The following is a 15156-nucleotide window of genomic DNA, read 5'->3' on the forward strand; positions in this document are numbered from 1 at the left end:
ATTTTGATCACTACAGAAAATATTTTAGCATCAGCAAAAAAAACAGTTCTAGCTGAAAGCGAAGCAATTAGTAATTTAGTCAATTACCTTGATGACAATTTTGTAAAATCAGTTGAAACTATTTTTTCTTCAAAAGGTCGTTTAGTCGTTACTGGAATTGGTAAAAGCGCCATTATTGCACAAAAAATTGTAGCTACTTTAAACTCAACCGGAACACCTTCTCTATTCCTTCATGCGTCAGAAGCTATTCATGGCGATCTTGGAATGGTACAACCTGATGATGTGGTTATTTGCATTTCAAAAAGTGGGAATAGTCCTGAAATTAAAGTTTTGGTTCCGCTATTAAAACGTTTCAATAATAAATTAATCGCTATCACTGGAAACATTACTTCATTTTTAGGCAAAGAAGCTGATTACACTTTAAATACTTATGTAGAAAAAGAAGCTTGTCCAAACAATTTAGCGCCAACCAATAGTACTACAGCTCAGTTGGTTATTGGCGATGCGATTGCCGTTTGCTTGATGGAAATGCGAAATTTTTCTGCCGAAGATTTTGCCAAATATCATCCTGGCGGAGCTTTGGGTAAAAAATTATTACTTCGTGTTGGCGAAATGCTCGACACCACTCACAAACCTGTTGTTGCTCCAAATTCAAGTATCAAAACGGTAATTGTAGAAATATCTGAAAAAAGACTTGGTGTAACCGCAGTAGTTGAAGACGAAAAAGTTATCGGAATTATTACCGATGGCGACATCCGAAGAATGCTAAACAAAACCGAAACTATTGCAGGATTAACCGCCAAAGAAATCATGACGGTTAACCCAAAAACCATAAAATCTACCGATTTGGTTAGCGATGCTCTAAATATTCTAGAAGACTTTTCGATTACACAATTGGTTGTTGTTGATGGAAATGAATATAAAGGCGTGCTTCATTTGCATGATATTTTAAAAGAAGGTATCGTATAATGGCAAAAAAGAATAAAAACGAAATGTCCTTTTTGGATCATCTGGAAGATTTAAGATGGCTATTAGTTAGAAGTTCGGCTGTAATTGTAATTATGGCAATTGTAACTTATGCTTTTAGCGATTTTATTTTTGATGATATCATTTTTGGACCAACGCATACTGATTTTATTACCTATCGCTTTTTTTGCGATTTAGCTCAATCACTTGGAGTTACTGGAGATATTTGTGTAAATGATTTACCTTTTACCATCCAAAACACTTCCATGGAAGGACAAATTAATGTTTTCATTTGGACGTGTATAACTGCAGGATTTATTCTCGCGTTTCCTTATATATTGTATGAATTATGGAAATTCATCAGTCCAGCATTGTATGAAAAAGAGAAAAAAGGTGCCATCGGTTTTATAGTAATGTCATCTGTGTTGTTTTTTCTTGGTGTGCTTTTTGGGTATTTTGTCATCGTGCCGCTTTCCATCAACTTTGTCGCAACATTTTCAGTAAGTAGCGTGGTAAAAAACGAATTCAATTTAGATTCCTATATAGGTATGATAAAAACATCGGTTATTGCAGCAGGATTGTTTTTTGAGTTACCTATTATCATTTACTTTTTAACCAAATTAGGATTAGTAACCCCAAATTTCCTTAGAAAATATAGAAAATATGCCATTGTAATTGTGCTAATTGTTGCAGCAATCGTTACACCACCAGATGTGGTAAGCCAAATTACAGTTGCTATTCCAATGCTTATTATTTATGAGTTAAGTATATTTTTATCGGTATTTGTAGAAAAAAAGAGATTAAAAAATGGCTGATTTAGTACAAGAATTTAACGATTATCGTTCAAAAATGAACGAAAAATTATTGGCAGATAACAATTTAGTTATCAAAAGAATTTTCAATTTAGATACTAATGCTTATGCCGAAGGCGCATTGGATGTAAAAACTAAAGAACTTCTCGGATTAGTAGCTTCTGCAGTTTTACGATGTGATGATTGCATCAAATATCATTTGGAAACCAGCTATAAACATGGCGTAACCAAAGAAGAAATGATGGAAAGTATGGGAATTGCTACCTTAGTTGGCGGAACGATTGTCATTCCTCATTTACGTCGAGCTTATGAGTTTTGGGAAGCATTGGAAGAAAATAAATAATTGTTAAAGGGTTGATTTGGTGATTAGTTTATTTGTTACTTTGCCTAAAATCTAACTTTCTAAAAATCGGAACATCAAGATATGAAATTAAGAGCTGAAAATTTAATCAAAACCTATAAAAAACGAACGGTTGTAAAAGGAATTTCGGTGGAAGTAAATCAAGGAGAAATCGTTGGGTTGCTTGGTCCAAACGGTGCCGGAAAAACCACTTCGTTCTACATGATTGTAGGTTTAGTAAAACCAAATTCGGGAAATATTTATCTTGACGATAAGAACATTACCGATTTTCCAATGTACAAACGTGCGCAACATGGAATTGGTTATTTAGCTCAAGAAGCTTCGGTTTTTAGAAAACTAAGCATTGAAGATAACATCCTGAGTGTTTTGCAGTTAACCAACCTTTCTAAAGCCGAACAAGAAGCAAAAATGGAAAGTTTGATTGACGAATTTAGTTTACAACATATCAGAACCAATCGTGGTGATTTACTTTCGGGTGGTGAACGTCGTAGAACCGAAATTGCTCGTGCCTTGGCAACCGATCCTAAGTTTATTCTTTTGGACGAGCCATTTGCAGGCGTTGATCCTGTTGCCGTAGAAGACATTCAGCGAATTGTAGCGCAATTAAAAAATAAAAACATCGGGATTTTAATTACCGATCACAACGTTCAAGAAACTTTAGCAATTACCGATAAAACCTACTTAATGTTTGAAGGCGGAATTCTAAAAGCCGGAATCCCAGAAGAATTGGTAGAAGACGAAATGGTTCGAAAAGTATATTTAGGTCAGAATTTCGAACTTCGTAAAAAGAAATTGGAGTTTTAATTTCAAGAGAATAGATTTTTAGAGATTATTTCAATATGCAAAATCCATCTAAAGAATCATTAGAAGAATGGCAAAAAAATCCAAAGTATTGGAAATGTAAAGGTTTGTTCTATTACAACAAAGAAGACAAACGACTGATTGTTGACAAACCTAATCCTAATTATGGGACAACATTAAACTTTGCCCATAAAAAAGCCTATTTATTTTTGATTGGAATGTTGTGCTTTTTTGGATTTGTTATTATTATGATTACAATGGCTAAAAAATAAAAATTACTTTAAACTTTACATTTGAAATGAAAAACATTGACAAAATAAGTTTAGAAAAAGCCTACAATCTATTTGAAACAGGCAAAATAGATAGTCTTGAAATTGGAACAACCAAAGGTTTACAACAAATTCATCACCATTTATTTGATGGTTTATATGATTTTGCCGGTCAAATTAGAACATTGAATATTTCAAAAGGCGGTTTCCGATTTGCAAATTCACTTTATCTGAAAGAAATTTTAGAGAAAATTGAACAAATGCCCGAAAGAAATTTTGAAGAAATCATTTCAAAATATGTTGAGATGAATATCGCTCATCCATTTATGGAAGGCAACGGAAGGACAATGAGAATTTGGCTAGATTTAATTCTAAAATCAAGATTAAAAAAAGTTATAAATTGGCAATTTGTTGGTAAAGAACTTTATCTTCAAGCGATGGAAAGAAGTCCAATTAACGATTTAGAATTAAGAACATTACTCATTGCTAATCTAACAGACGAAATTGACAACAGAGAAATTATCTTTAAAGGAATAGAACAATCCTATTACTATGAAGGTTATAAAAAAGAAAACGACGATGAATAAAAAAAGCTTCCTTAAACGGAAGCTTTTTTGTTTACTATATTATTGATTACTGAAAGTAAAACATAAATCAAGATTATCAGTGGAACAGCCACAATTTGAAGAAAAATCAGCATCAAAACTGAAATGGCTAAAAAGAAAATCTGCAATTTATATTTAGCAAAACTAAAATTCTTAATCTTTAAAGAAAACAACGGAATTTCAGCGTTCATGACATAAGCACTTAAAAAAGTTAGTGCTATCAAAAACCATTTACTATAAGAAAAACCTAAATCAATTTCATTATGAAAATAATCGGCTACTAATGGCAAACTAGTAAAAAACAACGCATTTGCAGGTGTTGGCAATCCAATAAAACTATCGGATTGTCTTGTATCAATATTAAATTTTGCTAAACGATAACAAGCACCAAGTGTGATGATAAATCCTAAAAAAGGTAAAACAATATTATGCCATTCTAAAACCAAAAAAACTCTTGAATTCAACAACATTTGATACATCACATAACCTGGAACAACTCCACTAGTTACCATATCGGCTAATGAATCCAATTGAACACCAAGCGGACCAGCAACATTGAATTTTCTAGCAAAAAATCCATCAAAAAAATCAAAAAATATACCCAAACTAACAAATAAAAAAGCTAATTCAAATTCAGCATTGGAGACAAAAACTAAAGCCACGCAACCACAAAACAAATTAAGCATCGTAAAGAAATTGGGAATTAGGGCTTTGATATTCATTGGTTACTTGTATTTATTTTTAAATTTTTACAAATTTAATACAATATGTTAGAGCATTCTACGTTTTATATTAGAGATTTTTATATGATATTTGTAAAAAGAAAAATTGCCTTGAAAAAAACACTGCTTTTACCGCTAATTTTATTTAGCATTTTCACTCATGCTCAATCAGTTAGGAAATATTCTAATGAGTTTATGAACATTGGTGTTGATGCTGCTGCATTAGGAATGTCGAATGCAGTTACGGCTTCAACTGGCGATGTAAATTCGGGTTATTGGAATCCGGCAGGTTTATTTCGAATTGAAGATAGCGAAGCAGCGTTAATGCATGCCAGTTATTTTGCTAATATTGCCCAATATGATTATGCGGCTTACGCCAAAAAAATTGACGACCGAAGTGCTTGGGGAATTTCATTAATTCGTTTTGGAGTTGACGACATTTTAAACACCACCCAATTAATTGATAATCAAGGAAATATTGATTATAATAGAATTAGTCTTTTTTCTACTGCCGATTATGCCTTGACGTTTTCCTATGCTCGAAAATCGCAACTAAAAGAAATTACCTATGGCGTAAATGCCAAAGTTATCCGGAGAATTATTGGTGAATTTGCCAATTCTTGGGGTTTTGGAATTGATGCTGGTTTACAATATCAAAAAGACGATTGGCAGTTTGGTGTTATGGTTCGCGATATTTCTACAACCTACAATGTTTGGGCAATTGACGAAGATAAATTCAACGAAATTAAAGATGCTGTTGTAGGTCAAAATCAAGAATTACCCGAAGATACCGAAATTACTTTACCCAAAGCGCAACTTGGAATTGCCAAAAAATTTGAATTTCATTACGATTATACCTTATTAGCTGCTGTAAATTTAAACATGCAATTTGCTAGAACCAACGATATTTTGGCTTCTGATGCGGTAAGTATTGATCCAGCCATTGGGTTTGAATTTGGTTATACTGATTTGGTTTTTCTTCGTGCTGGCGTTGGAAATTTTCAAAATGTAGAACAAATTGACGGTTCAAAAAAAGTAAATTTTCAACCTAATATTGGTTTAGGATTTAAGTACAAAGGCATTCAAGTGGATTATGCCTTAACCGATTTGGGCGATCAAAGTGCTGCTTTGTATTCCAATATATTTTCGGTAAAAGTGGATTTAAGCATTTTCAGATAAAACAATATGACCAAAAAAATACTCTTTATCCTTTTACTATTCAGTAGTATTTCGTTTTCACAAAACCCAAAACTTTCGCCTACAACCGAAGTAAGTATTTTTACCTGTGGACGTGGCGATCAATTGTATTCTACGTTTGGACATACGGCTTTACGAATAAAAGACACTGAAAATCAACTGGATGTTGTTTACAATTATGGCACATTTGATTTTAGAACAGAGAATTTTTATCTAAAATTTGTGAAAGGCGATTTGCAATATTTCATGACAGCAACTTCGGTAGACGATTTTATCATGGAATATCAAATGGACGAAAGAGAAGTTATTGAGCAAAAATTAAATCTTCCGTTAGAAAAAAAACAACAGCTTTTTGATAACTTGAATGCCAATTTATTTTCAACCGAAAAATATTATACCTATAAATTTATCGATAAAAATTGTACCACAATGGTTGCCGATAAAATCAATGGAGTATTTGAAAAAAAATTGATTGAAAAAGTAGATGATAAATCGATTACGTATCGCGAGTTGTTATATCCTTATTTTGATGATTATTTTTGGTACAAACTGGGAATTAACATCATTTTTGGTGCAAAAACCGATGCTAAAGCGGAAAAATTATTCTTGCCAGTTGAACTTTTAAATAGTTTAGACCAAGCAAAAGTGGATGGAAAATCATTAGTTTCTGAGAAAAAAGTAGTTGTAAAAGGTAGCAAAAAATCGGTTTCGTTTTCTTTTTTCAATAGTATTTTTGTAGTTATTTCGGTACTTTTATTTATCGTTTTAATCAATAAACGATTTATGTTTCTAAGTTATCTTTTTGTTTGTGGAATTTTGGGAATTTTTCTTTGCTTGGTAGGATTGTATTCGCAGCATCAAGAAGTTCTCTGTAATTATAATGCGTTATTATTCAGTCCATTATTTGTGCTTTTACCTTTTATAAAAGGTCGTTTTTTGAAGAAAATAGTAATGTTAAACCTATTTCTTTTGTTGATTTATATAGTTGTCATCATCACAAAACCTTATTTGGTTTTAATGATACCTTTTGTAGTAACAAACCTATATATTCTGCTAAAATTGAAGAAAAAAAGTCAAGAGAAATTATTGACCTCTGTAGAATAAAACGGTACTAAGCGTTTTAAAGATGATGTTGAAATCGAGAAAAAGACTTCGATGTTTGATGTAATACAAGTCGTATTGAAGTTTTATCAAACTGTCATCAATCGTTGCTCCATAAGAATAATTAACTTGTGCCCAACCAGTTAATCCTGGTTTTACAACGTGACGAGTTTCATAGAAAGGCATGACTTCGGCAATTTCTTTAACAAAAACTGGTCGTTCTGGTCGTGGACCAATCACTGCCATATCACCTTTTAGTATATTGATAAACTGTGGAAATTCATCCAATCGTGATTTTCGTAAAAACTTTCCAAATGGAGTAATTCTTGTATCGTTAGTCGTTGCAAAAACTGCTCCATTTTTCTCAGCATTTTTTATCATCGTTCTAAATTTTACGATTTTAAAAACCTCTCCATTTTTCCCAACACGTTCTTGAACATAAAACAAACTTCCTCTATTACCAATTAGGTTTCCTATGATAATTATGGGCAAAATTGCAATTCCAAATGCAATTCCTACTAATGAAGTTAATATTTCTAAAAACCGAACTGCAAGTAAGTATAAATGGTTTTGATTACTTCTGCTAAAGGGGAAAAAACGATAAAAATCTCTAGAAACATACTGTACAGGAATTCTGTGCGTTATCGATTCATAGACTTGAGTATATTCTCTAATAATAAAACCATTTTCTAACAAATAGATTAATTCATTGTATAAATCAACGGTAATTCCATCTGTTTTTTGAGAAGCAACTACAATTTCAGAAATGGCATTTTCTTTGACAAAAATATCTAATTCGTTAATTGGGATAACGCTCACCGAAATATTTTGAAGTGGTTTTGCACTACTATCAGAATTCACAAAACCTAAAACACGATAATGTGGATCAACCGTAACTAAGCCGTTTATTAACTCTTCGGCTTGGTCTTGGTCACAAACTAGAATTACTTTTTTCAGAAACCTATTGGATGCAAAAAACTGAAGATAAATCATTCTCCAGAAGAAAAGCGCTCCAAAAATAGCAAAGAAAAAAATTAAAATTTGAAGACGATTATTAGGCAAAACAGGTGTGTAAATTGGCGTTAACAAATACAATAATACTGTTGTTGATGACGTCAATATAATACTTTTTATTACCTGAAATTGATTACTCGCTACTTGGAGATTGTACATTTCGAATACAGAACCAAAGAACAATAGATATAAACAAAGTACAATAGTCCAATAGTAATTGGTTGTCGAAATATTGAAATAATCAAATTTAAAAACTACTCCAACAACATAAAGAGCTAAAAACACGAAAAAAACATCAAAAATTCTAAGAAGAACTTTTCTTTCTGAAACTTCAAAATGTATGTTTTTATACTTTTCCACGTTGTTTTAAAATCAATTATTGCACAAAAATAACCATTTATCTTGGGTTATTTCAACAAAGATTTCCACTCCTTTTTAACAATTTCCCAATCAAAATTATCAACCATTTTTTTGGCACCTAGACTCAAGCTATTGGCTAATTCTTTCTCCTCAAAAAGTCTGTCAATTTGATGAACCATATCTTTTAAATCATCATCAGCAACTAATAAAGCAGTTTGATTATGAGTTAACAAATAAGGAATTCCGCCAACATTGGTTGAAATAACGGGTAAACCCAATGCCATGGCTTCAATAACGCTAACTGGCGTATTATCAAAATGAGTAGTATTTATAAAAACATTGAAATCGGTTGAAAGAGTAATCCATTCTTTTTTTGACAATCTTCCGGTGAAAGTAACCTCAACGTTGCTTTCTTTGGCAAATTGAACGGTTTCTTCGAAGCTTTCATCCTTTTTTGGTCCAACCATAGTTAGAATAGCATTAGGATATTTTTTTTTGACTTCGATTAAAACCTTTACTGCCAAAATTGGATTATAAATCTTAGCAAAAGAACGAACCCAAAGCAGTCTTGGATAATCATATTCTCTTGATTGGAATGGATAATTATCTATTTCAATGGTGTTTGGAATGTATTTTACATTGGTATATCCTGCTTTTTGAAACGTTTCAAATAAATAACGTGAAGGCGCAATATTTACAAACGCATTTCTAAAAATTAACTTGGACAAATAGTGATTATTTTTCAATCGATTAGGCAAATCACCTCCGTGCAAATTTGGAATATAATTTACATTCAACAATCGGCAGATTTGTGAAACAATCACAGCATACCAAAAATTGGATGTGCTGTAAGTATCAATTAAAACATAATCTACTTTTTTGGAATGCAAAATTGTCTTGTAAAACATATCCAACATTCTGGCTGCTTTGTTTTTTTTTGAAGAAGCAAAATATAGCTTAAAACCTTCTTTTTCTAACAAAGTTCCCAATGTTTCAATGGAAGTTACTGTTAATCCATGGGAAGATAATTTATTGCCTATGTATAATATCTTCTTCATTAAAATAAACTTTTAATAGTGACAACGAGTAAATGAAAGCTGGCGCAGCAATTCGCATCGCAGCATGATTGATGGTTAACAACCAAAAAATTAAAAAGCTAAATAAAAATATATTCTGCTTATTATTGAGGTATAAAATAGCTGGAGTAAAAAGCAATATTAACAAAGCCATTATTCCAAATGAACCATGTTCTGCTAAAAGTCTTGTAACCTCATTATGGGAAGCGGCTTTGATACCAGTAGTTTCAAATCGCTCTTCTTTATTTTTTCCAACACCAACACCAAAAATTGGATTATCTACAAACATTTGGATTTCAGTTTCCATCAACTGTTCTCGTCCCGATAATACACTTGCCTTTTCTTGTCCAATTGCGTCTTGATTAGCATAACGCTTATTGATCATTCCGCCTGTTTGAATAGAACTATAACCCCAAACAGCAATTCCTAAAAACAATGAAGCTACTAATGCTATGTTTATTTTTTGTTTTCCGTTTTCATTAATTCTACTATACAAGAAAAACACAAGTATCAATATCATTAATAATCCAACATAAACGCCACCTCTTGAAAAAGTAATTATTCCTCTATTAGAACAAATAGCAAAAAGGATAACGTTTATAATCAATATTTTTTTTGTAGAAGAATTTAAAAGAATTTGAACAAAAAACACAAACATACCCAATCCTAAAATTGTAGAAACTTGATTAGGACCAAAACCTCCTGAAGTAGCAAAATTTGAACTGGTGTTTGTAATTGTATCTTTAAGGTTATCTGGTGTATATAAAAACAAATAGGTTATTAAGCTAATTATAGGAAATCCAAGGATAGTAATTATATTTTTTATTTGATCAAAACTTATAACTCTTTTATAACAATACAATGCTGAAAAAAACAAAGTTACTTCACCCAATAAATTAAATGCTATTGCTTTTCTAAAATCGGTATCATAATTGAGTGTTTCTGTAGAAATAAATATAGCAGGAACTAAAAGCAATAAAAAGACAACATAAACGAAAGCTTTTTTATTTGTACCACTGTAAAAAATTCCTAGTATCATATAAATAATAACGGAATATTTTCCAAACTCATGTAGAAAAACACCTTTGGTCATCCGCAAAAAAACCTCCAAGCCCACAATATATGCTGAAAAAAACAATACTTCATTATTCTTATTATTACTTCTAGCAATATGTATAACGCCAAAAAGAAATGCTACAACACCATATATTTTAGAAAGAAAAGGAACATAAAAAATTACTATTCCCAAAATAATATGAAAAAGGATAAATGGAATGTAAAGTGATTTTTCTTCTTTCATTGGTTCTTAAAAAACGGTATTTTCAAGTTTGGATTTGTAATTTTCAAAAGTAAACAATTCCGCTACATTAGTTCCTTTACTAGATATATTCTTTAAAAGAGTTTCATTTTCGGTTACTACACTACATAAAACATTTGAAAATAAATCTGTTTCAACTAAATATCCATTTTGATTGTTTATATAATGAGAAATACTTCCAACATTAGAAACTATTGGAATTGTTCCATAACAACAAGCTTCTGCTATTACTTTTGGAAAACCTTCCGATTTTGATGGAAGTAAAAAAAAGTGAGAATCAGCTAAAAGTTGATGAACTCTACCCGATTCAAGAAAGCCATGAAAATTAACTTTATCACCAAGAAAAGAACTCAATTGCTTATATTTTTCCAAATTTTTGCCATCACCAACAAAATGAACTTTATTAATTTTACTTAATGGAATATGTTTCAAAGCTTCTATTATTTCTGGAACTCCTTTTGCTTCATTCAATCTTCCCACAAAACAAAAAGTAAAAGGTAAATGAAATGATTTAGTATTAGCGATTTCTTTTCCTCTTGAAATATCCTGTTCTGACAAACATGGATTTTCAAATGACAAACAATTTTTAGGTTGATTGTCCCAAAATCCATTTATAGTTACTTTACACTTTGCTATATTTTTTTTGAGCCACCATCTTTGAATGCGATAAGACAAAGGCGGATTTTGTTGTTGCCAATTTCCAGCATATTTAACCCAAAAAGTATATTTTCTTGGGAGAAAGAAACTAAACAAGGGAAGCAAAAATAATCCCATACTTGTAGGAAGTCTGAGTTGTATTTCTGTTGCATCTTTAACATTGGTTACAACTCTATTTATGATAATTGGAATTTTAAATAAAACACCTATTTTACTCCAAACCGTTATTCCTCCATAAGGAGGAATCGGAACAAAGCGAATGTTTGTTTTAATATAAGGTAAAGAACTTTTTGGTGCTTCAGAATGATACAAACAACCTATATGAACTACTTCTTCCCAGTAATCCGCCAAAAAATTAACTTCATTAATGGTTGCACCCCAACCCACAACTTGATTGTTTTTATCTTTATAATGCTGTGTATGAGAAATAATAAGAAGTTTTTTACGCCTCATTTTCTATTATTTTGATATACTTTTCAACGATGATATTCCAATCAAATTTTTCGCTCCATTTTTTTGCTTGCTCAGAAAAAACAGAATAATTAGCCATAATTTCAGAAATTGCTTTTTCTATTTCTTCAGGATTATGTTGATTCACTAAAAATCCAGAATATCCATTTTTAATTGCATCTGAAATCCCTGAATCTTTTGAACCTATAGCTGGAATTCCTAATATATTGGCTTCAAGAAGTGCTATTCCAAAACCTTCAAAATCATTTTTAATATGCTCACTCAACATTACAAAAATAGAACTCTTAGCTAACATCTCATTTTTTTCAACATCTGATAAAGCACCATAAAATGTAATATTTTCCAAAACTTCTAAAGACTTTGCTAGTGCTGTAAATTTTTCTTTCTCTGTTGGAATTCCAACACAATGGTAATGAATATTTGGATATGTTTCTTTTAAAAAAGATAACGCATTAATCATGTTTTGTTGTCCTTTTCTAAACGTAAGATTCCCTACTGTTATCAAATTCAAACTCTCTTGTTTATTCACTTTAATGTTTGAGAAATGACTGACTTCAATTCCGTTGTTAATCACTTGTATTTGCAGTTTTGGATTTATTTCCAAAGCATTTTTCTTTGTAAATTCTGAAACTGCAATTAACGAATCAAATCGCTGCAAACTCCATTTTGTAAACTGCTGTGAAAAAAAACCTCCAGACTTAAGTTCTGAACCATGAAGTACTGCAACACATCTTTTACTTGAAAAAAAAGAGCGCAAAAATGCGCCTAACCACAACGAAAATTTCCCGGAACAAAGTATTATTTGATTTCTCTTTGCTAAATAAAATGCCTTTTTAATTCTATTAAAATAAGTCCATTTATTTCGTTTAATTCTAAAAATTTTAAAGGATTGTTTTTCATCAAATTCTATATCTTCAATTTCGGAACGATGGTCGGTTACTACTGTAACTTCAAAACCTTTCTTTTTTAAATATTTTGACAAAAAGTAAGCATGATTACCAATTCCACCAGGAAGTGGAGGAAATTCAGAAGATAATACCAGTATTCTTTTTTTATAATCTATCAACTTTTGCTCCTACTTTTAATTTTTCACTCGCCAAACTCCATGATTTACCAACTTGAAACAAAATTAAAGGCAACAACAATGGTAAAACAAGAAATGATAACAGTTTTAATAATTTACTTTTTTTAAACTTATAAGGTATAAAGGAAGGGAAAACATTTACCAAAATCATGAAAACGCTATTTCTATTTCCAAAATATTTTCTAGAAAGATATAAAACACTTGGTACTGGTCGTGGTCCAAAAAGTTTTTTTGGTCGCCAACCATCCCAACTTCCCATCTGTCTTAATCCGCCTTGACTAACTTTTAAATGTATTCGTTTGGCTTTTGGATTTGAAATGTTTTTATATCCATTTAAGTAAGCACGAAGACCAAATTCTCCATCGCCCATTCTTTGTTTTTCAAATTGTAAATCAAATAAACCAATTTTTCTAAAAATATCTTTTTTAAGTAAAACATTTCCTGTATCCAATTGATCACTCCATCTAAAAAAACTATAATGAACAGGAACTTCTGCTCCTATTGTACTGATGGATACTCCACTAGACAAATCGGCATTAAAAAAATCTAATGTTTTAAGATGTTGTTCTATCCAATCATTTTCTACTAGAGAATCGTCATCATAAAGTAAAATATATTCTCCTTTTGCTGATTTTATAGCTTCGTTTCGTGCTTTCCAAAGTGCTTTTTCTTCTTGATACCAATATTTTAAGTCAAGTTTCCAACCTTTATAAAATTCTTCTTTGAAATTATCGGTTTGATCAACTACTATCACTTCAAAATTTTTATAGGTTTGATTTTCCAAATCCCTAAAAACATCTTTTAAATATTCATATCGGTTTAACGTTGGAATTACTACAGAAATCAGCGGATTTTCTTTAACTAAAGTGCTTTCAAAACTACTGTAATCTTGATATTGAATAAAGTTTTTTGAAAAATTATTTCGCTTTGCTTTTTGAGAATTCAAGAAACCCGAAATTTCTTTAAAAGGATTTTTTAGAGAAATTAATCTAAAAAACAATATGTAAAAAACCCAAGCTTTATGATAGTTTTTCCGAACAAAACGATATTCATCCTGCACAGGCAATTTACATTTTTCCCAAACATCTATACCTTTTTGTTCTTCATCTGAAATAAATCCTAATTGAAAAGCTCTCCAAGCCAAATCTCTTTCTTGTGCTTCTTGACTTTTATAACTTATATCTTTTTCTAATAAAATTTCATGCTTGTGAAGTGTTTCTTCAGTGGGGAAATAAGAAAAATTCTTGGTCGATTTTAAATTAAAATACCATATTGGCTTTATATATTTTAAAAAACTAAATATCATTTTTTATAAACTCAAGTATATTTTTTACAGAAAGGGTTTCTTTCCATAATTTTCTGTTTTCAATTTGCATTTTGACAAAATCTTTATCCTCAATATTCTGATGAAACTTTGCCACAACGTCTGCAATTTTTTTTCTTTCTTCCCATTCAACCCAGACTACGTGTTTTTTCCAATCAATAAAATTATCAAATGGAAGAAGACAATCCGTATTAACAAAAACAGGAATTCTTCCCATCATTAGTGTTTCGTACAAACGTACTGAAAAATTTCCGGCTCCACGAACACATACTACATAATCGGAATTTTTAATATTATCATAATATTCTAATGTAGTTTTAGTGCGTTCTTGTTCTGTATTGGCTCCAGCTCTGTAATTTTTACGATAAATAAAATTGGTTTTAACTTGATTAGATTGCTCAAAAGAGTGCAACAATTTTGCCCGCTCAAATGCCGAAGCAAACAATGGTTCATAATCTTTTCGGAATGGTTTTTTAAAAAATCGTTTTATATTTTCTTTTAAAAACTTTAAATATTCTTTATTTTTTTTGACAAAAGAAATATCGGCGTGACCACAAAAACCAATAACTGGTAATTCGCTTTTGGTTCGAACATCAATTTCTTTTTTATTATAAATTCGTTCAAAATGATCAGAAAGAGAAACGGGAAAACCTTTATTATTAGATGATAATTTTGACTTAAAACCGCCCATTCTAAAAAAAATAATGTTTTTAAAATGTCCAAAATCCGAACCAAAATCGCCTGAAACATATCCAACCGCTTTTATGTTTTGTGCTTGACAAATTGAATTTATTTCAACTAGCTGTGATTTTGTATACGTATTTATCGGTTTTGGTATCAAATACACTGCTGCGTTAGAAATTTCATTAGTGTATTGATAATCATTACTTATATTCCAATTAGATTTCTCTTCAGATTGATTTGTCCAACCTTTGCTTGACCAAAAAGGTCGAGTTATTACAAACAAAGTCTTTTTGTTTATCTTTTCAAAATCGATATTTGGAATAAAAATTAGCAT

At 30.9% G+C, this 15156-nt stretch carries 16 protein-coding genes; 8 read left to right on the plus strand and 8 right to left on the minus strand.

Annotated elements, in window-relative coordinates; genetic code table 11:
• Positions 1-3 precede the first annotated feature (3 nt).
• The 6 genes from G6042_RS08490 (at position 4) to fic (ending at position 3796) form a co-directional block, all read left to right on the plus strand.
• Entirely contained in the window at positions 4-969 is a 966-nt protein-coding gene (locus tag G6042_RS08490; protein ID WP_169523876.1) for a KpsF/GutQ family sugar-phosphate isomerase, read from the plus strand.
• Entirely contained in the window at positions 969-1781 is an 813-nt protein-coding gene (gene tatC / locus G6042_RS08495; RefSeq protein WP_169523877.1) for a twin-arginine translocase subunit TatC, read from the plus strand. Before G6042_RS08490 ends, tatC begins: the two co-directional genes overlap by 1 nt.
• Entirely contained in the window at positions 1774-2121 is a 348-nt protein-coding gene (locus tag G6042_RS08500; RefSeq protein ID WP_169523878.1) for a carboxymuconolactone decarboxylase family protein, read from the plus strand. Before tatC ends, G6042_RS08500 begins: the two co-directional genes overlap by 8 nt.
• Positions 2122-2202: 81 nt before the next feature.
• Entirely contained in the window at positions 2203-2943 is a 741-nt protein-coding gene (lptB, locus tag G6042_RS08505) for an LPS export ABC transporter ATP-binding protein (protein WP_169523879.1), read from the plus strand.
• A 35-nt stretch (positions 2944-2978) separates the two neighbouring features.
• The gene (locus G6042_RS08510; RefSeq protein ID WP_169523880.1) at positions 2979-3212 is read left to right on the plus strand and encodes a DUF5808 domain-containing protein; all 234 of its coding nucleotides are present in this window, start codon (positions 2979-2981) and stop codon (positions 3210-3212) included.
• A gap of 26 nt (positions 3213-3238) precedes the next feature.
• The gene (gene fic, locus G6042_RS08515) at positions 3239-3796 is read left to right on the plus strand and encodes a protein adenylyltransferase Fic (RefSeq protein WP_169523881.1); all 558 of its coding nucleotides are present in this window, start codon (positions 3239-3241) and stop codon (positions 3794-3796) included.
• Positions 3797-3807: 11 nt separating this feature from the next.
• Here fic and G6042_RS08520 read toward each other — a convergent pair whose 3' ends face one another.
• A complete protein-coding gene (locus tag G6042_RS08520; RefSeq protein ID WP_211161663.1) occupies positions 3808-4536 on the minus strand; it encodes a CDP-alcohol phosphatidyltransferase family protein in 729 nt (242 codons plus the stop codon).
• Between the two features lie 111 nt (positions 4537-4647).
• Here G6042_RS08520 and G6042_RS08525 point away from each other — a divergent pair, with 111 nt between their 5' ends.
• Together G6042_RS08525 and G6042_RS08530 are read left to right on the plus strand one after the other, a co-directional pair.
• Positions 4648-5715, plus strand: coding sequence for a putative type IX sorting system protein PorV2 (locus G6042_RS08525; protein WP_449404252.1), 1068 nt, complete (start codon positions 4648-4650; stop codon positions 5713-5715).
• 6 nt (positions 5716-5721) lie between these two features.
• Entirely contained in the window at positions 5722-6837 is a 1116-nt protein-coding gene (locus G6042_RS08530; RefSeq protein ID WP_169523889.1) for a lipoprotein N-acyltransferase Lnb domain-containing protein, read from the plus strand.
• Here G6042_RS08530 and G6042_RS08535 read toward each other — a convergent pair.
• From G6042_RS08535 to G6042_RS08565, 7 genes are read right to left on the minus strand one after another with little or no spacing between them, the layout of a single operon-like run.
• Positions 6817-8208 (minus strand): exopolysaccharide biosynthesis polyprenyl glycosylphosphotransferase, encoded by a 1392-nt coding sequence (locus tag G6042_RS08535; protein WP_169523891.1) that lies wholly within the window; start codon positions 8206-8208, stop codon positions 6817-6819. The two genes, G6042_RS08530 and G6042_RS08535, sit on opposite strands and share 21 nt — an antisense overlap.
• Before the next feature lie 47 nt (positions 8209-8255).
• A complete protein-coding gene (locus G6042_RS08540) occupies positions 8256-9266 on the minus strand; it encodes a glycosyltransferase family 4 protein (protein ID WP_169523892.1) in 1011 nt (336 codons plus the stop codon).
• A complete protein-coding gene (locus tag G6042_RS08545; protein WP_169523894.1) occupies positions 9238-10584 on the minus strand; it encodes an O-antigen ligase family protein in 1347 nt (448 codons plus the stop codon). Before G6042_RS08545 ends, G6042_RS08540 begins: the two co-directional genes overlap by 29 nt.
• Before the next feature lie 6 nt (positions 10585-10590).
• On the minus strand, positions 10591-11712 hold the full coding sequence (locus tag G6042_RS08550) for a glycosyltransferase (RefSeq protein ID WP_169523895.1): 1122 nt from the start codon (positions 11710-11712) through the stop codon (positions 10591-10593).
• Positions 11702-12796: a glycosyltransferase family 4 protein gene (locus G6042_RS08555; protein WP_169523896.1), complete on the minus strand. Its 1095-nt coding sequence runs from the start codon at positions 12794-12796 to the stop codon at positions 11702-11704. Before G6042_RS08555 ends, G6042_RS08550 begins: the two co-directional genes overlap by 11 nt.
• A complete protein-coding gene (locus G6042_RS08560) occupies positions 12783-14120 on the minus strand; it encodes a glycosyltransferase family 2 protein (protein WP_169523897.1) in 1338 nt (445 codons plus the stop codon). Before G6042_RS08560 ends, G6042_RS08555 begins: the two co-directional genes overlap by 14 nt.
• Positions 14110-15156 (minus strand): exostosin domain-containing protein, encoded by a 1047-nt coding sequence (locus G6042_RS08565; RefSeq protein ID WP_169523898.1) that lies wholly within the window; start codon positions 15154-15156, stop codon positions 14110-14112. Before G6042_RS08565 ends, G6042_RS08560 begins: the two co-directional genes overlap by 11 nt.

The organism is Flavobacterium solisilvae, assembly GCF_012911605.1.
GTDB lineage: Bacteria > Bacteroidota > Bacteroidia > Flavobacteriales > Flavobacteriaceae > Flavobacterium > Flavobacterium solisilvae.